At 62.7% G+C, this 16,749-nt stretch carries 17 protein-coding genes and 1 pseudogene; 10 read left to right on the top strand and 8 right to left on the bottom strand.

All coding sequences use genetic code 11. The features are described 5' to 3' along the window. The first annotated feature begins 2 nt into the window (after positions 1–2). The 3 genes from ACFSJC_RS06155 (at position 3) to ACFSJC_RS06145 (ending at position 1,855) form a co-directional block, all read left to right on the top strand. Positions 3–587 carry a histidine phosphatase family protein gene (locus tag ACFSJC_RS06155; protein ID WP_386024699.1) on the top strand — a complete coding sequence of 195 codons (585 nt, stop codon included), beginning with the start codon at positions 3–5 and terminating at the stop codon, positions 585–587. Next, positions 584–1,336, top strand: coding sequence for an adenosylcobinamide-GDP ribazoletransferase (locus ACFSJC_RS06150; protein WP_386024696.1), 753 nt, complete (start codon positions 584–586; stop codon positions 1,334–1,336). Before ACFSJC_RS06155 ends, ACFSJC_RS06150 begins: the two co-directional genes overlap by 4 nt. A 279-nt stretch (positions 1,337–1,615) precedes the next feature. After that, positions 1,616–1,855 (top strand): WGR domain-containing protein, encoded by a 240-nt coding sequence (locus ACFSJC_RS06145; protein WP_007041719.1) that lies wholly within the window; start codon positions 1,616–1,618, stop codon positions 1,853–1,855. Here ACFSJC_RS06145 and ACFSJC_RS06140 read toward each other — a convergent pair. Continuing rightward, positions 1,828–4,185: a DNA internalization-related competence protein ComEC/Rec2 gene (locus ACFSJC_RS06140; RefSeq protein ID WP_386024693.1), complete on the bottom strand. Its 2,358-nt coding sequence runs from the start codon at positions 4,183–4,185 to the stop codon at positions 1,828–1,830. The genes ACFSJC_RS06145 and ACFSJC_RS06140 overlap by 28 nt on opposite strands. 153 nt (positions 4,186–4,338) lie before the next feature. On the opposite strand from ACFSJC_RS06140, the gene ACFSJC_RS06135 reads away from it, so the two are divergent. Then, positions 4,339–4,893, top strand: a complete 555-nt coding sequence (locus ACFSJC_RS06135) for a DUF2062 domain-containing protein (protein WP_386024690.1) — start codon at positions 4,339–4,341, stop codon at positions 4,891–4,893. Here ACFSJC_RS06135 and lolD read toward each other — a convergent pair. The 4 genes from lolD to ACFSJC_RS06115 all read right to left on the bottom strand — a co-directional run bounded on the left by lolD (position 4,836) and on the right by ACFSJC_RS06115 (position 8,649). Next, positions 4,836–5,537 (bottom strand): lipoprotein-releasing ABC transporter ATP-binding protein LolD, encoded by a 702-nt coding sequence (gene lolD / locus ACFSJC_RS06130; protein ID WP_386024687.1) that lies wholly within the window; start codon positions 5,535–5,537, stop codon positions 4,836–4,838. The two genes, ACFSJC_RS06135 and lolD, sit on opposite strands and share 58 nt — an antisense overlap. Continuing rightward, the gene (locus ACFSJC_RS06125) at positions 5,530–6,777 is read right to left on the bottom strand and encodes a lipoprotein-releasing ABC transporter permease subunit (protein ID WP_386024684.1); all 1,248 of its coding nucleotides are present in this window, start codon (positions 6,775–6,777) and stop codon (positions 5,530–5,532) included. Before ACFSJC_RS06125 ends, lolD begins: the two co-directional genes overlap by 8 nt. A gap of 108 nt (positions 6,778–6,885) precedes the next feature. Further along, complete coding sequence (locus ACFSJC_RS06120) at positions 6,886–7,281, bottom strand: GFA family protein (RefSeq protein ID WP_465324900.1); 396 nt, start codon at positions 7,279–7,281, stop codon at positions 6,886–6,888. Positions 7,282–7,347: 66 nt separating this feature from the next. Beyond that, entirely contained in the window at positions 7,348–8,649 is a 1,302-nt protein-coding gene (locus tag ACFSJC_RS06115; protein ID WP_386024681.1) for a threonine/serine exporter family protein, read from the bottom strand. 229 nt (positions 8,650–8,878) lie between these two features. Between ACFSJC_RS06115 and budA the strand changes: the two genes are divergently transcribed. The 3 genes from budA (at position 8,879) to ACFSJC_RS06100 (ending at position 12,208) form a co-directional block, all read left to right on the top strand. Beyond that, positions 8,879–9,664: an acetolactate decarboxylase gene (budA, locus tag ACFSJC_RS06110; RefSeq protein WP_386024678.1), complete on the top strand. Its 786-nt coding sequence runs from the start codon at positions 8,879–8,881 to the stop codon at positions 9,662–9,664. A 230-nt stretch (positions 9,665–9,894) separates the two neighbouring features. After that, positions 9,895–11,256, top strand: coding sequence for a TrpB-like pyridoxal phosphate-dependent enzyme (locus ACFSJC_RS06105; RefSeq protein ID WP_386024676.1), 1,362 nt, complete (start codon positions 9,895–9,897; stop codon positions 11,254–11,256). Between the two features lie 58 nt (positions 11,257–11,314). Continuing rightward, positions 11,315–12,208 carry a LysM peptidoglycan-binding domain-containing protein gene (locus tag ACFSJC_RS06100; protein ID WP_386024673.1) on the top strand — a complete coding sequence of 298 codons (894 nt, stop codon included), beginning with the start codon at positions 11,315–11,317 and terminating at the stop codon, positions 12,206–12,208. A gap of 133 nt (positions 12,209–12,341) precedes the next feature. Here ACFSJC_RS06100 and ACFSJC_RS06095 read toward each other — a convergent pair whose 3' ends face one another. After that, positions 12,342–12,800 carry a hypothetical protein gene (locus ACFSJC_RS06095; RefSeq protein ID WP_386024671.1) on the bottom strand — a complete coding sequence of 153 codons (459 nt, stop codon included), beginning with the start codon at positions 12,798–12,800 and terminating at the stop codon, positions 12,342–12,344. 230 nt (positions 12,801–13,030) lie between these two features. Here ACFSJC_RS06095 and ACFSJC_RS06090 point away from each other — a divergent pair, with 230 nt between their 5' ends. From ACFSJC_RS06090 to ACFSJC_RS06080, 3 genes and pseudogenes are all read left to right on the top strand, one after another. Further along, positions 13,031–14,722: a methyl-accepting chemotaxis protein gene (locus ACFSJC_RS06090; RefSeq protein ID WP_386024670.1), complete on the top strand. Its 1,692-nt coding sequence runs from the start codon at positions 13,031–13,033 to the stop codon at positions 14,720–14,722. Positions 14,723–14,991: 269 nt separating this feature from the next. Further along, positions 14,992–15,306 (top strand): EthD family reductase, encoded by a 315-nt coding sequence (locus ACFSJC_RS06085; RefSeq protein WP_386024667.1) that lies wholly within the window; start codon positions 14,992–14,994, stop codon positions 15,304–15,306. Between the two features lie 80 nt (positions 15,307–15,386). Beyond that, positions 15,387–15,620: pseudogene (locus tag ACFSJC_RS06080) on the top strand (DDE-type integrase/transposase/recombinase); the annotation flags it as partial. Here ACFSJC_RS06080 and ACFSJC_RS06075 read toward each other — a convergent pair. Together ACFSJC_RS06075 and ACFSJC_RS06070 are read right to left on the bottom strand one after the other, a co-directional pair. Then, positions 15,620–16,033, bottom strand: coding sequence for a hypothetical protein (locus tag ACFSJC_RS06075; protein WP_386024664.1), 414 nt, complete (start codon positions 16,031–16,033; stop codon positions 15,620–15,622). The pseudogene ACFSJC_RS06080 and the gene ACFSJC_RS06075 sit on opposite strands and share 1 nt — an antisense overlap. 74 nt (positions 16,034–16,107) lie before the next feature. Beyond that, positions 16,108–16,497 carry a YybH family protein gene (locus ACFSJC_RS06070; RefSeq protein ID WP_386024663.1) on the bottom strand — a complete coding sequence of 130 codons (390 nt, stop codon included), beginning with the start codon at positions 16,495–16,497 and terminating at the stop codon, positions 16,108–16,110. Positions 16,498–16,749 lie beyond the last annotated feature (252 nt).

Genomic DNA, 16,749 nt, shown 5'->3' with positions numbered 1-16,749 from the left:
TCATGAACGAGCGTCTTCTGGATCTGTTGCGCCATGGCGAGGTCCAGGGCGGCGCTCGCTTCCGAGGCGACCAGGACGACCCATTGAGCGATCTCGGCTGGGAGCAGATGCGGCGCGCCACGGAACCGGCCGCCGATTGGTCCGAGATCATCAGCTCGCCCTCCTGTCGCTGCGCCGACTTCGCGCGCCAGCTGGCCGAACAGCTCGGGTTGCCTTTCAGCCTGGAACCGGCGATCGCCGAGCGCGGATTCGGCGCCTGGGAAGGGCTGGCCGCCTATCAGATCCCACCGGACGAGCTTTCGCGTTTCTGGGACGATCCGGTCGGCTATACGCCACCCGACGGCGAGCCCTTCGCCGAGTTTCGCGATCGGGTTCGCCAGGCCCGCCACGACATCCTCGCCCGCTGCGGAGAACACCCCCTGCTCGTGACCCACGGCGGCGTGATCCGCATGCTGGTCGCCGAAACGCTACGGATGCCGGATGAGGCCATCCTGCTGGTCGAGGCACCCTACGCCTGTTTCACCCGGCTGCGAATTCTGGAGGCGCCAGGACGCCCCAGCCTGGTATTTCATCGGGGACAGGAATGAGCCTGCGCCCCTTGTGGATCGCGGGTCGTCTGCTGACCCGCCTACCCTTCCCCGATCCCGGTGAGGCATCGCCGACCGATACCGGCCACTCGGTCCCCTGGTACCCAGTCGTGGGTCTGATACTCGGCATCCTGGTAGCGGCGGCCGGCATAGGGCTAGCTCAGACCGAGCCGGGCGTCGCGGCGGCACTCGTTCTCATCCTCTGGGTCTGGTCGAGCGGCGGCATCCATCTCGACGGACTGGGCGACAGCGCCGATGCCTGGGTCGGCGGACTCGGCAGCCGCGAGCGCACCCTCGCCATCATGAAGGATCCGCGCTGCGGTCCGGCGGCGGTGAGCGCCATCGTCCTGGTCCTGATCGCCAAATGGGCCGGCATCCAGGCCCTGATGACCGACGGACAGCCTTGGCTGCTGCTGTTCATGCCCCTGCTCGGGCGCACCCAACTGTCTCTCCTGCTGCTCACCACGCCCTATGCCCGAGAGCAGGGCATGGCGGGCGATCAATCCCGCCATCTGCAGCGGCGAACCGCCTGGTTCGCAACCCTGACCAGCGCCCTGGCCTGCCTGCTCGCAACTGGCTGGGTCGGCCTGATTCTGCTGATCGTAGCCGTGACGATCTTCGTGCTCGCCCGACGCAGCATGCTGGAGCGCATCGCCGGATTCACCGGAGACACCGCCGGCGCACTGGTCGAGATCACCGAAACCCTGGCCCTCCTGACCTGCGTCCTCGTCACCTTTTCCGCCGATTGAGCCCAAACCGATTGCCACAGTGCCCCCGTCGATGCGAGGGCGTTGTGAACTCTGAATTTCCATCCAAGGGGCGGGTTCCCGTACAATACGCGACCCCGATCGACCTTGATTCATGGCAAGCATCTGACTTTGCTGATAATCTCGGCCTGAAAGCCGACCCATGGGTCGACCTTGAGAGTACCGGCCAAGCATCCGATCGATTCATCCGAGAGCCGCGAACAGGACCGGCAATCAGCTAGAGGGCACCCGCCCCTTCGCGACGACAGGAGAATGGGACCCATGTATCGCTGGATACAGCCCGAAAAAGACCGCTACTATCAAGCTCATCTGATAGAAGACCTCTTCGGTGACTGGACCCTTGTCGCCTGTTGGGGAGTATTGCATTCGCGCCAGAGCCAGATGCGCAAGACAGGCGTGCCCTCCTACGAGGCCGGGCTCGAACAGCTCAAGGCGATCGACAGACGCCGCAGACAGCATGGCTACCATCTGATTCAGGGGGCAGCCGACCTGCCGCACTGAGGCTCGGTATCAAGCGCCTCCACTCTGGGTCGATGGGTCCAGATTCCGCCGGACCGCGACCGCCATCCCCAGGGACCCTCGATCCGCCCGCCCGCATCCAGCCGCAGCTCGATCGCGCCTGACTCCGCCGTATTCAAGCTCGCGATCCCCAGCGCATCCACCCGAGCACAGACCTCGCTCGATGGAAAACCGAACCGGTTGAGATATCCCGAGGAGAAGAACATCCACTCTGGCGCAACCGCTCGCAGAAACGCCTCCGAGCTGGAGGTCGCGCTGCCATGGTGGCCCGCAACCAGGATATCGGCACGCAGCCCATCCCCAAAACGCTCGATCAACTCCTGCTCGACCGCCTTGCTGGCATCCCCGGTCAGGAGGATCGAACGGTCGCCAGCGGTGATCTTGAGCACGCAGGAGGCGTCGTTATCGCGGATCTCTCGATCGTCCGGGTGCAGGAAGCGGAACGACACACCCGACCATTCCCAGCCATCGCCGACACGGCAGCGCGTCGCCCCATCCGCGTCGAGATGGCCCAAGTCGAGCTGGTCCGGCTCGCCACTCTGAATCCGACCGATCGGCATGGCGTCCACCAGGGCGGATGCACCGCCCGAATGGTCACGGTCGGCATGACTGACCACCAGCCGATCGATACGCGCAATCCCCTGGTCGCGCAGGAAGGGAAGAACGATCTGCCGACCGCTGTCGAATCCGCCCGGATAGCTCGGCCCCGTGTCGTAGATCAGGGTTCCGTCGTGCGTGACGACCACGACCGCCAACCCCTGCCCCACATCCAGCACATGGAACCAGAGCGCGCCCGGAGGTGGAACGGGCGGACGCACCAGGGCCACAGGCAACAGCAGCAGAACACCCAGCCAGCGTCCGGGCAGGCCGCGCGGTGCCAATAGGAGCAGCACGGCCACTCCTGCGACCACCCAGACCCAGAACGGACGCGCGGACAGATCGAGTGCGGCCCAGTCGCGAGCCCCGAGCCAGATCAGGGCGTCGAGGCAGCGACCCAACAGCTCGGCGATCAGCGTGAGCGGCAGGGTCGCGCCCGGAATCAGACTCGCAAGGCTCGCGATCAGCACCAACGGCAACAGGAGCCCGAAGAGCGGTACCGCGACCAGATTGACCAGTGGCGCGATCAGCGAGGCGCGGTCGAAGAAGAGAAAAAGCAGAGGCGCCAACCCGATGCCGACCGCCCATTGCGCCCGCCACCAGACACCGGCGCGCGACTGCTGCGGGAGGCGCTGCCCGAGGGCGTGGAGCAGCAGACCGACGGCACCGAAGGAGAGCCAGAACCCGTGGGAGAGCACCGCCGCCGGATCCCAAAGGAGCACGCCCAACAAGGCCAGACTCAGGGCGTGGAATGGCCGCGTGGTGCGTCCCCAATAGAGCGCCCCGAGCAGCACCGCGAGCATGACGAGGGCACGCTGGGTCGAGACGGCGAATCCGGCCAACGCCGCATAACCGACGGCTGCCAGCATGGCGCCAACCACCGCAGCGCGCGGCGCGGCCATGAGCAGCGTCAGTCGGGCACTGCGAGACCAGAGCCAGCGTCCGACCAACAGCAGGCCACCGGCGACCAAACCGACGTGCAGTCCGGAGATGGCGACCAGGTGATTGGTTCCGGTCGCGGTCAACGCCTCCCAGTCGTCCCGCTCCAAGCCGGAGCGGTCGCCGACGACAAGCGCTTGGATCAGCCCGGTCGCCCGCGCCCCGTCCAGCACCCGAGCCAGATGCTCGGACAGTGCCTGACGCCAGCGGGCGAGTCTGAAATGCCCCGCTCCATCGTCCAGACGCTCCGCGCCAGCGCGAACATAGCCGCTCGCCTTCGCCCCCTGCTCGAACAACCAACGCTCGAAATCGAAGCCGCCCGGATTGGCGTAGCCGTGGGGTGGCTTGAGCCGAACGGGAAGACGCCAGCGTTCGCCGGCCCGAAGCGCAGGCGCGTCACGGTACCAGGAAAGACGCACCCGGCCAGCGAACGCCAGGGACGTGCCGTCCCGCGAACACTGGTCCACCTCGAACAGGAAGCGCACCGTGCCGTCGCTCACGACCGGAATCGAGGCGATACGGCCCTCGATCAGCAGCGGCACGCGGCTCAGCGCCAGCGCTTGCGGGAAGGATTGATGCAGCGACTGAACGACATGGATCTGCGCCCACAAGAGCCCGAGCGCGAGGGCCGCAACAGGACGCCATCGAGGAATTTTGCACGCGAGAGAAAGCCCGAGTAGGATCGGCGCCGCAACGGCCCACGTCGGGGGCGGTCCAGGCGCGAAATAGACGATCAGGATCCCGACGGCGAAGGCCAGCGGCCAAATGCAGCTCATCGGCGCCTAGCCGCCACCTGAGTGGACAGGCGCCGCATCAGCGTTCTCGCCCGACGGACGGTCTTCGGACACCGAGATCGATCGACAGATCCGGGCGCGGCTACCCTATACTCGCGCCATCCTGCCGAGATGAAGACCAAGCGGACTTGCTGAGTGAAGAAATGGCTGAAACGGGTCATGCCGACCCCAAAATCGATCCATGAGAATCGATATCTTGGCATCTTCGGTAAGCTGCTGCACGACCCCAACCTCTGGCATCTGAACCGTCATTCGGTCGCCGGCGCCTTCGGGATCGGCATGTTCGTCATGTACCTGCCGCCGTTCGGCCACACCTTCATCGTGGCCGCGATCGCCATCTATCTGCGCGTGAACCTGCCCATCTCCATGGCGCTGGTCTGGATCTCCAATCCAGTGACCATCCCGCCCATGTTCTATGTCGCCTACGTGGTCGGCTGCGGGATACTCGGCATGGAGGCGGAGGGATTCAACGTCCACTTCTGGCTGGACTGGCACAACTGGCTGGCGGTCACCGCGCCCGTGCTGCTTGGCAGCCTCATCTGCGGCACCGTCTGCGGCCTGATGGGATACCTGAGCATCCAGATCCTCTGGCGCTGGAAGCTGATGCGCCAGATCCGGGCGCGCAAGGCGCGCTATCGCTCGATGGCCGAATCGCGCACCAACAGTCCGTCCTCCAAGAACCAGACCTGATCCATTCGCCCAGCCAACTCCAGGTCGTGGGTGACGAGCACCAGACTGGTGCCGATCTCGCGATTGAGTTCCAGCATCAGCTCGTAGACACCGGCCGAGGTATTGCGGTCCAGGTTGCCCGTGGGCTCGTCCGCCAACAGACAGGCCGGATGCGTCACCAGTGCGCGGGCAACCGCCGCGCGCTGGCGCTCGCCGCCCGAGAGCTCGCCGGGCTTGTGAGAACCACGATGGCTGAGACCGACCCGCCGCAGCAGATCCTCGGCCTTCTCCTGTGCCTCCGCCGGCTTGGCCCCGCCGATCAGGAGCGGCATGGCCACGTTCTCCAGCGCGGTGAATTCGGGCAGCAGATGGTGGAACTGATAGACGAACCCCAGATGGCGGTTGCGCAGCCGGCCGATCTGCGATTCTGACAGCGCGCTCACGTCCTGGCCGAGCCATCGCAGACTGCCCGCACTCGGCCGATCCAATCCGCCGATGCAATGCAGCAGGGTGCTCTTGCCCGAACCCGAGGCCCCGAGGATGGCGATGCGCTCGCCCGCGCTCACGGTGAAATCGACGCCCTGCAGCACCTCGACCACCTGAGGTCCCTGGTGGAAGGTCTTGACCAGCCCCTTGGCTTCCAGAACCACTGTCGACTCACTCATAACGCAACGCCTCCGCCGGCTGGGTCCTTGCGGCGCGCCAGGCCGGATAGAGGGTCGCCAGAACCGACATCAAGAAGGCGCCGGCACCGATCGACAGGACATCGGAGAGATGCACGTCGGAGGGAAGCTCGCTGATGTAATAGATGCTTGGATCGAGGAAATGGACGCCGAACAGGCTCTCGATGGCGCCCACCACCGGCTCCACGTTCAGGGCCAGTATCACGCCGGCGACCATCCCGATCAGGGTGCCGATCAACCCGATCGCCGTACCCTGAACCATGAAGATCGCCATGATGCGTCCCGGCGAGATACCGAGCGTGCGCATCACCGCGATGTCGGACTGTTTGTCGGTCACCACCATCACCAGGGTCGAAACGATGTTGAAGGCCGCCACCGCGACGATCAGGAAGAGAATGATCCCCATCATGCGTTTCTCCATCGCCAGCGCGCTGAAGAAGTTGCTGTGCATCTGGGTCCAGTCGACAAGACGATAGACACCGCCCAGGTCGTAGGCGATCTCACGCGCCAGACGCGGCGCCTCCCACATATCGGTCAGCTTGAGCCGCACACCGGACACGGCATCGCCGAGGTTCAGCAGCTTGGCTGCGTCCGAGAGCTGGATGAAGGCCGCGTTGCGGTCGTAGTCGGCCATGCCGACCGCGAAGATGCCGCTGACGGTGAAACGCTTGAGACGCGGCATGATCCCGACCGGGGTCGCGCTCACCTGCGGCGTCACCACGGTGACCTTGTCCCCCGGCCCCACCCCGAGAAAAGCCGCCAGATCGCGGCCCAGAACGATGCGGAACTCGCCGTCGACCAGATCGTCGACCGAACCTCGGGTCATCTCACGGCGCAGATCCGAGACCTGATCCTCGTCGGTCGGCAGGATGCCGCGAATCAGCGCACCGCTGACCTGCGAGCCGTTGACCAGCATCCCCTGCACCTCGACGAAGGGCGCGGCGCCGACCACGTCGCGATGGGCGCGCACCTTCTCCAGGATCTCGCGCCAGTTGGCCATGCCCCCGTAGGGATCGGTCAAGGTGGCATGCGAGGCCATGCTGAGGATGCGTTGCTGGATCTCCTTGTGGAATCCGTTCATGACGGACAGCACCACGATCAGGGCGACGATACCCAGCGTGATCCCGACCATCGAGGTCCCTGAGATGAAGGAGATGAAATGGTTACGGCGCTTCGCTCGCGTGTAGCGCAGGCCGATATAGAGTGGGAGGGGATGGTACATAGGCGCGCGATTTAATCACAAAGCGGGAGGGAGTGCCGAAAATCCTCGCTCATGCCGCCAGTCCCCGCGCAGCGGGTTTCGAGCGGCAGAGCGGGCGTTTACCGGACATCAGGTCTGCCAGGTATCGAATTGCGGCGCCGAGCCGCCGATGTGATCCCACGGCGCCTTCGAACCCACGAAGATATGCGCCTCGATCTGAATCCCAGGATCGCCATTCAGGGTTCCCAGCGTGACCCCATGCACCTGATCCTTGTGCGTTCCGCACAGCGTCGTGCCGCAGGTCTTGCAGAACATCAGCCCCCAGTCGGGCTGAGACGCATACGCTTGCAGATTCTCGGCACCGCGCACCCAAGAAAAGGACCCTGGATCGGCCAATTCAGCATAGGCCGAACCTGCCCCGCTAAAGGCCTTCCGGCAACGCGAGCAGTGACAGGATCGCGCGTGAATGAGCTCGCCATCGATCCGGTATTGCACCGCGCCACAAAAACATTCGCCTTCGATCAACTCAGTATCCCCCGTTCTATCGCACCCAATATGAAGAAAAACGCGCCTTGCGTCCGAGAGGGGCGCTCATCGATCCGGCTTGCCGGGAATCCGGCCCTCGAAGCTCCAGGCGCGATCGGTCAGCATGCGGGCGAGCGCCAGTCCGATGACGATTCCGGCGACGATGAACATGGCCTGATAGGCGTTGTCGATCGCCTCCTGCGACATCCCCTGATTGGCATAGACCAGCGCCTGATAGGCAATCGCGCCCGGAATCATGATGAGCACGGGCGGCACCGACAGCACGATCCTCGGACAGTGCATGCGCGGCGAGATCCAGGCGGCCAGCAGCCCGACCAGCAGACTCGCCGCCGGAGCGGCCAGTTGCAGCGGCCAATGGAGGTCGACCCAATAGAGTCGCAGCGTATTGGCCAGCATCCCGATCCCGGCGGCCGCCAAGGCGATGTGCAGCGGGGTGTTGAACATGACGGCGAACCCCAGGACGCCGCAGAAGCTCGCCGCCATCCGTAGCGTCACCAGCGTCGGATCCGACAGATCCAGCTCCGGCGCCTGCAAGGGGACCAGATGCACCAATTCGGCGACCAGCCAAGCGCTGATGGAGGCCACGCTGACGATCAGGATGGCATAGGTCAGCCGCGCGATCCCGGCGCTGAAATCGAGTCGTGCCAGATCGAGCGCGGCGGTGATGAGCGGAAAGCCCGGAATCAGGAAAAGCACGGCGGATGTATAGCCTGCGGCATGACGCGAGCTGGGCACTCCGAGTGCCATCAATGCGCCCGTGACCGCGAGATAGAGCAGACAGGCGACGATGCCCGCCATCAGGGTGACGCCGAGCTGATTGAGACGACGGCGGGCGAGCGTCGCGCGCAGCCACTGCCCCGCCCCGGCACCGATCGCAACGCCCAGACACTCCAGCCAGCCGCCGTGATTGAGAAAGCAGAAGGCCGCGCAGGCGAGCATGGCGGCCATGGCCGTCAGCACAGGCCCGTAGCGGGTCGAATGGTTGGCGATGGCATCGAGCCGACGATCGAAATCGGCGAGACGCGTCCCCTGCGCGGTACCGAGCGCCAGCGCCTCCATCTCGACGATACGCCCCGCGTTGACGCTGATCGCCGGGATGGTCCCCACCAGCGTATGCGTCCTGGATCCAAGCACGCAGGTCGCCATCACCGTGTTGAGCGTCACCTCGGCATGGACGGCCTCCAAACCGAGCGCGATTCCCACCCGGTTCATCTCTTCCTTCACACGGTATGCACCGGTTCCGGCCGAGGCCATGAGGGTGCCGGCACGCACGACCGCACGGCAGGTCGACTCGAAATCGAACGCCTCGTCGAGCGTCGCAGTGGATTGCGGGATAACAGGATCCATGAGCCTCGTTGGTGGTTAGAATGCATTGACTTCAGCCATCGGAAACGATCGCGATGCACACGACCCGCCAACCACCAGCCGAATAGACGCCGCGCGGCGGGATCATAAAGACCCGATCTCATGCCGCACAAGTCGGGCGTCTGACAACGCATACCGATATAGATTCCACGTCCTTCACACGCACCGCGAGGGTGATCGCTCGACCGCACCCTCAAGAGAGGATCGCACAATGAAGATCTCGACCAGGCTTTCGGCCATGGCGCTCGGCTTCGGCGTCTGTATCCAGGCACAGGCGGGGCACGACACCCTCTATCAGGTCTCGACCATCGACGCCCTGCTCGCCGGCGTCTACGAGCCGGTCGCACAGATCGGCGAGCTCATGCGCCACGGCGACTTCGGACTGGGGACCTTCGAGGCGCTCGACGGCGAGGCCATCCTCTTCGAGGGCCGGATCTACCAGGCCGGCTCGGACGGCGTGGTACGTCAGATGCCGCCCAATGCGGGCACACCCTTCATGACCGTCACCCATTTCGACCAAGACCTCGCGCTCACGCCGCCGACCGAGCAGAGCTACGCCGACTTCCAGTCCTGGCTGGAGGCCGCTCTGCCGAGCCGCAACATCGCCTACGCGATTCGGGTCGTCGGCCAATTCGCCCAGGTCCGCTATCGCAGCGTCCCGCGCCAAAGCCAACCCTACCCTCCGCTATTGGAGGCGTCCAAGTCGCAGACCTTCTTCGAGCAGCAGGACATCCGAGGCACGCTCGTCGGCTTCTGGTGCCCGGCCTTCACCAAGGGCATCAACGTCCCTGGCTTCCATCTCCATTTTCTCTCGGACGACCGGCGGCACGCAGGACATCTGCTGGACTTCACGCTGACGCAGGGACAGGTCGTCCTCGATCTCACCAACGACTGGAGGGTCGAGCTGCCGATGGAACCGTCCTTTCTCGACGCCAACCTGGAAGCGGACCGCAGCGAAGCACTGCATCGGGTCGAGCAGGGCAAATCGGACGAATGAATGAAGAAGACTGGCCTGGCGCAAGTTTCGGCGTGGATGGGATTCAAGGTCAGCCGCAAAACTGGCACACTTGCCGAGCAATAACGCATGACCAGCGGTGATCCGAGAGAGAAGGCGACGACCAAAGGTCGTACGCAATGGCACAGAGCACGTGCCCACTGTAAACGCGCCCAAGGACGTGTTTCATCGACCGCCGGCAGCCCATCCATCACTGAGGCGAATACGTCAGAATGAGCGACCCAGTCAAATATCAGCTCGACGAGCAACAGCTCCCCCGCTTCTGGTACAACATCAACGCCGATCTGCCCGTGCCCATGGACCCCGTCCTGCATCCGGGCACCAAGCAGCCGATCACCCCGGAAGAACTCGGCGTCATCTTCCCCCGTGCCGTCATCGAGCAAGAAGTCAGCACCGAACGCGAGATCGAGATCCCAGAGCCGGTCCGGGAGATCCTCCGCCAGTGGCGCCCCTCCCCGCTCTACCGCGCCCGGCGTCTCGAACAGGCGCTCAAAACCCCGGCCAAGATCTTCTATAAGTACGAGGGCGTCAGCCCGCCGGGAAGCCACAAGGCCAACACCGCCATCGCCCAGGCCTTCTACAACAAAGCGGAAGGCGTCAAGCGCATCACCACCGAGACCGGCGCCGGTCAGTGGGGCTCGTCCCTGGCCATGGCCGGATCCATGTTCGGCCTCGAAATCCTGGTCTACATGGTCAAGGTCAGCTACAACCACAAGCCGTACCGCCGCGCCTTCATGGAGACCTTCGGCGCCCAGTGCATCGCCAGCCCCAGCAACACCACCGAATCGGGCCGCGCCGTGCTCGCCGAGCACCCGGACAGCACCGGCAGCCTCGGCATCGCCATCAGCGAGGCGGTCGAGCTGGCCGTCCAGCGCGACGACACCAAATACGCCCTCGGCAGCGTGCTCAACCATGTCCTGCTGCACCAGACCGTCATCGGACTGGAGGCCCAGAAACAGCTGGAGATGGCCGACGCCTATCCGGACATGATCATCGGCTGCACCGGCGGCGGCAGCAACTTCGCCGGCATCGTCTTCCCCTTCCTCGGCACTCAGCTGCGTGGGGGACGCGCGGTGGAATGCATCGCTGTCGAACCCACCGCCTGCCCGACACTGACCAAGGGACTCTTCGCCTACGACTTCGGCGATACCGCCCACCTCACCCCGCTGTGCAAGATGCACACGCTGGGCTCGACCTTCGTCCCGCCCGGTTTCCACGCCGGCGGTCTGCGCTATCACGGCATGGCGCCGCAGATCAGCCATCTGGCCAAGCTCGGCTATATCGCGCCGCGTTCCTACAATCAGCTCGAATGCTTCGCGGCCGGCATCCAGTTCGCCCAGTCAGAGGGCATCGTCCCCGCGCCTGAGGCCACCCACGCGGTGCGCGCGGCGATCCACGAGGCCGAGAAGTGCCGCGAGTCGGGAGAGTCCAAGACCATCCTCTTCAATCTGAGCGGTCACGGAAACTTCGACATGCAGGCCTATACGGACTATCTGGGCGGCAAGCTGAAGGATCTCGACTACGCCGAAAACGAAGTGGCCATGGCGCTCGCCGGCCTGCCTTCGATCGGCTGAGGCACCGCCCAGGGAACAGAGGATCCTCGAACGCACGCCACGACCAGGAGAGCGCCGGATGCAACCGACACCACGCCTTGCCACTCCGACTCTGGCGCTCATGATCGCCGGGATCCTCGTTCTGACGGCTCCGGCCCTGGTCTTCACGGCCGAGCCCATGTCCCAGGCGGCGAACGAACCGCCGCCTGGGAACCTCGAACAGCTCGACCATTTCCAGCATCAACTCGAAGAACTCAAGCGGCGCGTCCAAGGCATGGAAGGCAAGCTGCGCGAATCGGCCACCGCGCGCAAAGGCGCCGACCAGGCCCGTATGGAGGCCGAGCGGCGACTGGCCGAGAAATCGCAGGAGGTCGAACACCAGAGGAACGAGACGCAACGGCTCCAAGGCGAAATGATCGCATTGGAACGCCAGATCGAGGAGAAGGACGCCGAGATCGCTCGACTGCACATGGACAGGCTCGATCTGCAATCGGAGCGCGACAAACTCAAGGACACGCTCACCGAGCACGAGGCCCAAATCGCCAGACTCGACGATGAGCTGCACACATCGACCAAAGCGCACGCCGAACTCGAATCCCGCTTGGCCGAGCTCCAGAACCAGATCCCCACCTCACAGGGCGGCACCCTCACGCCCGAGGCCGCACGCGAATCGGCCGCCGAGGCATTCGCCGTGCTGCAAGAAGCGCGACAGAACCCCAGCACGCCACCGGATCCGGCCACCAGCGATCGCATCCAAGCGGCCGAAGACGAACTCCAGCGCCGTCAATTCACCCTAGCCGCAGCACTCTCGGCCCAAGGCGTCTACCGAGTGCGGTCGAACGACACCCTCGCCCAGATCAGCAGCCGCTTCTATGGCAGCGGCAACCAGTGGCACACCCTCTTCGAGGCCAACCACCATCTCCTCGAAGACCCGGACCACCTCGCCCCCGGAATGTCATTGGTCATCCCCTGAAAGCGCAAGACCGGGCCGTTTGACGGCATGATCGCCGCCCTGGATTTCGCAAAGTTCCACCCAGGCTACTTAGCCCCGATGAAGCGATAGCGCAATCCGGGAGCACCACCCCGGACACCCACCAACCTTGCCATCAGTCGCAAGGCACGAAGAAAGCGCTCCCCAGCGCCTCCCGGCATTGAGCGGCAAACGCGTCCGCAGCTTCGGCCGTCTCGGCCGCGTCGGCCATCGCCCCCAACTGACGCGCCACACGGCAGGGCTCGGCCCGAACGCACCGCCAGCCCTTGCCGCACGCATGATCCACCAGACGCCCGCAATCGGCCGAGCGCGCCCCTGTCTCGGGTATCTCGGGTGCCTCCGGTCGACTCCAGGCATCCAGCATCCCAGCCTGGGGAACCGCCGTTCCCTCCCTGACGATCACCACCGAGCCGTCGGCGAGCCGATGCACCCCATCCCATAGCGGATGCCGCTGACCATGATCCAACTGCCAGGCACGATGGGTTTGCGAATCCACCTCGACCCGCGTCCCATCTGACAATTGCCCCTGCCAATCAGCCGCCATCGGCAGTGCGGCCCATATCAGCATGGCCATGAAGACCGTATATCGAAAGACGAATGCACGCATGTAAGCCACCGTAATCTGGTCTATCTTTTGCTTCGGCACACAGCTCAGGCGAGCGGGTCCAGAGCGGCAGAAGAACAACGATCAATCCGGCCCCACTCCCTCCCGACACGCTTAAAAACACTGTTTTCGGACCGGTTTCGATCCAGAGGACCGCTCCGCATCGATGTCACGATCGACGTGAAGAGGACGAAGAAAGGATGATGAAAACAAAAACGCTCTCGATCAGATCCAAAATCCTGCTGGTTGCAATCACCCCCATTCTCCTCGTTGTCGGTCTCTTGCTGACCCAGACGATCAGCAGTGAGCGTCAAGCGGGGGTGGAGCGGATCGAGAAGACCCGAGCCCTGCTCATGGCCGAAAAGGCGGCGCAACTGAAGAGCTATGTCGAACTGGCCATCAGCTCCATCAAAAAGATCTACGATGCAGCCGGACCGGAGGACACGGCGGCGCAGGAGCGCGCCAAGACGATTCTGCGCGAACTCAGCTTCGGCACCGACGGCTATATATTCGCCTACAGCTATGACGGCACCAACCAGGTGCTCGGCCCCAAACCGGAGCTTGAAGGCAAAAATCTCATCGCACTGCAAGACAAGGACGGAAAGCCGTTGATTCGATCGATGATCGAACAGGGCCGAGCGGGCGGTGGAACCTATATGTACAAATGGGACAAGCCCTCGACGAACGGCCTGGTGGATAAGCTGAGTTACGTCGGCCCCTTGGATAAATGGCAGTGGATCGTCGGCACCGGTATCTATATCGACGACATCGACGAGACGGTCGCGCGAATCGAGAAACAAGTCGATCAGTCCATCACCGCACGCATCATCAAAACGACATCGTTAGCTGCGCTGCTGATCGTACTCGCCCTGGCGGCGAGTATCTGGCTTTCGACTCGAATCACCCGCCCCTTGACTCACACCTCGGCCGCACTGCTCGAAATCGCCGACGGCGATCGCGACCTGACCCGACGCCTCAAGGAGGAGACCACAGACGAAGTCGGCAAGCTGTCGTCCGGGTTCAACCATTTCGTCGCCGAGATCCATCGCATCATCCAAAGCGTCGATACGGTCACGAAACGCCTGGCGGCCGCAGCCGAACAGATGCGGTACAACGCCGATCAAGCAAATACAGCGGCACAGAAACAGCGGCAGGGAACCGATCAGATCGCGGTCGCCATCAATCAGATGACCGCGACCGTCCAGGAGGTGGCGCACAATGCCTCGGAGGCGGCTCAAGCTGCGGAGTCCGCCGAGACCAAGGTCCAAGAGGGCATCTCGACTGTCGACGGCACCATCTCCTGCATCGGCGAGCTGGCGCGGCTCTCGGACGATGCGGCCGACATGGCGCGGACACTCTCGACGGAGAGCACGCACATCGGCTCGGTGCTAGACGTAATTCGCGGTATCGCCGAGCAGACCAATCTGCTCGCCCTGAACGCAGCGATCGAAGCCGCCCGCGCTGGCGAGCAGGGTCGCGGATTCGCCGTCGTCGCCGACGAGGTGCGCACGCTTGCGAGCCGCACGCAGCAATCCACCCTGGAGATCCAAGACATGACCCAGCGACTGCAGTCCGGGACCTCGGACACGGTCGAAATGATGACTCGCAGCGCCGAGCAGACCAAGCAGGCCGTCGAAATCGCCGAACGAGCAGGCGACAGTCTGCGCGCCATTTCGGAGGCGGTCGGCACCATCACGACCATGAATACCCAGATCGCGACCGCCGCCGAGGAACAGGGCGCGGTCGCGGAGGAGATCAACCGCAACGTCACGCATATCTCCGACACCGCCGATCACTCCGAGCGCGCAGCGAAGAGCTCGGCCGAGACGGCACGCGAGGTGAGCGAACTGGGCGGCGATCTCAGAGACTTGGTCGGAAACTTCAAGATCTAACGCACCCAGTGCGGCGGATCGATCTCGCAACGGCAGCCGTTCCGCCGAAGCTGAACGCAGAGAAAACGACGCATCGTGGAGTCACGCTGCGCAACAGCGCAAATGGAACATCGGCGGGTCAAGACTGCAACAGCGGCCACGTTCAAACCTCGCCGAAACGGCTCTCGACCGACAGGGACCGCATTGGCCCGTTACCTGCGTATGCAAGCGAGCGTCCTCTCTCAGGACCAAGCACGACATCCAACAGGAACACGACGAGGAAATCGCCAATGATCAAGGTCAGTGTCATGTATCCCAACACACCAGGGGCGCGCTTCGACCACGACTACTACCGCGACACGCACCTCCCCTTGGTGAAGGCGCGCATGGGCGAACACTGCAAATCCTATACGATCGATCGCGGACTGGGCGGCGGCGCCCCTGACGCACCCGCGACCTATGTCGGCATGTGCCACATCTTCTGCGATTCCGTCGAGTCCTTCCAAGCCGGATTCGGCCCGCATGCCGAAGAAATTATGGCCGACATCCCCAACTACACCGACCTGAGCCCAGTGATCCAGATCAGCGAGGTCGTTGTCGGCTGAAGCCGATTCAGACAGTGCGGCCTTGACAAGCCGCACTCTCCCACGTCCTCATCATTCCTGCTCTTCGCGTTTCCTGATGGAATGAAGACCGGCGCACACACCTCTTCGCAGCGCTCGACCGCGCCAGTCGCTGGGTCTACGTCGAGATCCTCGACGACACATCGACGGCCTCGACCTGCGGCTTTCTCGAACGCCTGATCGCCAAGGCTCCGTTCGCCCTCTCCAAGATTATTCTCACCGACAATGGCAAGGAGTTCGCCGACCGTTTCTGCGCCAAGGGCGAGCGGTCGCCGACGGGGCGGCATCGTTTCGATCATGATGCGAGTTTTCCATAGCGTTGAACCAACCAGACAGTTATTGAGTACAAAGAAAACTCAAACAGCCCTCCCAAAAACCATAGAACGGCCAGCATACCGGGGATCGGGTACACAAAATACTGATTCGCATTGACTAGAACACCTGCCAAGACCGAAAAAAACATCCCATGGATCAAGCTTTCAACTAAAGTCCCGCTCCTGCGCCACTTGTTGTAACTGACAACAAAAAGAATTGCCATCCCTATAGTGATAAAGAGAGATAGAAGCATCTTTTCCGACATATCGGGGCGCCGGATACTGGCAATCATTTCATTCTGGTCGGCAATAATAACCATGTGAAACAAGCCATTCCATATCATCGCCACGACAAAAATCAGCACCACTGAAAGCATGCTTCCTTTAATACTCACGATGTTCTCCTATGCGCATAACGCCAAGACTCGCAGAAAAACGACTGAAGGGAGCGAATCCTGTGAGCCGATTATTATGCATTTTTACTTATAATTCCATGGCCGTATGAATTGTCGATAGAACACAGCCAGACGCCGCCATGCGATTTATTGAATACGTATGTAGCCTTACGTTCGGCAGCCGGAAAACCTGGGCCAGATATAACAGTGTTTGCCAGCACCAAAGCTGTATCTCCCGACTCTAGTATCTCCATACCGTTTTGCTCAACTTGCAACCCGTTCTTGAAATATACAGCTATAGCTTCAAAAGCTTTACGGATTTCACTTTTACCCACCGCGTTCCGACCTGGCTCAATAACCAATACTGCATCATCAGTATAGATATCAATGAGCACATCAAAATCCTCATCAACGATAGCTTTGTCTGCCTTTTCAATTTGAAGCCGTATAGGATGTTGATTCATTTTCTCATTCCTAGCTTATGCATAACATCGCAAATGATCCGAGCGCGATTTTGGCGCGTCGACTGGATTTGTTTTGTTATGCGATCAATCACCGTACCGAATTCTAGCTGCCACTCCTGCGGACTGAGAATATACAAATATTACAGCCTGATTAACACCATTTAGTGACCTCCGTCCGACCAGATACTCAACAACCACCAGCTAAAGCTGGTGGGTTGAAGCTACGGACTGAAAGTCCGGATACGGGTCGAT

Origin of the sequence: Thiorhodococcus fuscus, assembly GCF_042682685.1 — a bacterium.
GTDB classification, from domain to species: domain Bacteria; phylum Pseudomonadota; class Gammaproteobacteria; order Chromatiales; family Chromatiaceae; genus Imhoffiella; species Imhoffiella fuscus.
This window is presented reverse-complemented; position numbering and strand designations above follow the sequence as displayed.

Coding starts and splice junctions, on each gene's coding strand:
- ACFSJC_RS06155 (WP_386024699.1), top strand. CDS start 3: ATGAACGAGCGTCTTCTGGATCTGTTGCGCCATGGCGAGGTCCAGGGC.
- ACFSJC_RS06150 (WP_386024696.1), top strand. CDS start 584: ATGAGCCTGCGCCCCTTGTGGATCGCGGGTCGTCTGCTGACCCGCCTA.
- ACFSJC_RS06145 (WP_007041719.1), top strand. CDS start 1,616: ATGTATCGCTGGATACAGCCCGAAAAAGACCGCTACTATCAAGCTCAT.
- ACFSJC_RS06140 (WP_386024693.1), bottom strand. CDS start 4,185: ATGAGCTGCATTTGGCCGCTGGCCTTCGCCGTCGGGATCCTGATCGTC.
- lolD (WP_386024687.1), bottom strand. CDS start 5,537: ATGAGTGAGTCGACAGTGGTTCTGGAAGCCAAGGGGCTGGTCAAGACC.
- ACFSJC_RS06125 (WP_386024684.1), bottom strand. CDS start 6,777: ATGTACCATCCCCTCCCACTCTATATCGGCCTGCGCTACACGCGAGCG.
- ACFSJC_RS06115 (WP_386024681.1), bottom strand. CDS start 8,649: ATGGATCCTGTTATCCCGCAATCCACTGCGACGCTCGACGAGGCGTTC.
- budA (WP_386024678.1), top strand. CDS start 8,879: ATGAAGATCTCGACCAGGCTTTCGGCCATGGCGCTCGGCTTCGGCGTC.
- ACFSJC_RS06105 (WP_386024676.1), top strand. CDS start 9,895: ATGAGCGACCCAGTCAAATATCAGCTCGACGAGCAACAGCTCCCCCGC.
- ACFSJC_RS06100 (WP_386024673.1), top strand. CDS start 11,315: ATGCAACCGACACCACGCCTTGCCACTCCGACTCTGGCGCTCATGATC.
- ACFSJC_RS06095 (WP_386024671.1), bottom strand. CDS start 12,800: ATGGCCATGCTGATATGGGCCGCACTGCCGATGGCGGCTGATTGGCAG.
- ACFSJC_RS06090 (WP_386024670.1), top strand. CDS start 13,031: ATGATGAAAACAAAAACGCTCTCGATCAGATCCAAAATCCTGCTGGTT.
- ACFSJC_RS06085 (WP_386024667.1), top strand. CDS start 14,992: ATGATCAAGGTCAGTGTCATGTATCCCAACACACCAGGGGCGCGCTTC.
- ACFSJC_RS06070 (WP_386024663.1), bottom strand. CDS start 16,497: ATGAATCAACATCCTATACGGCTTCAAATTGAAAAGGCAGACAAAGCT.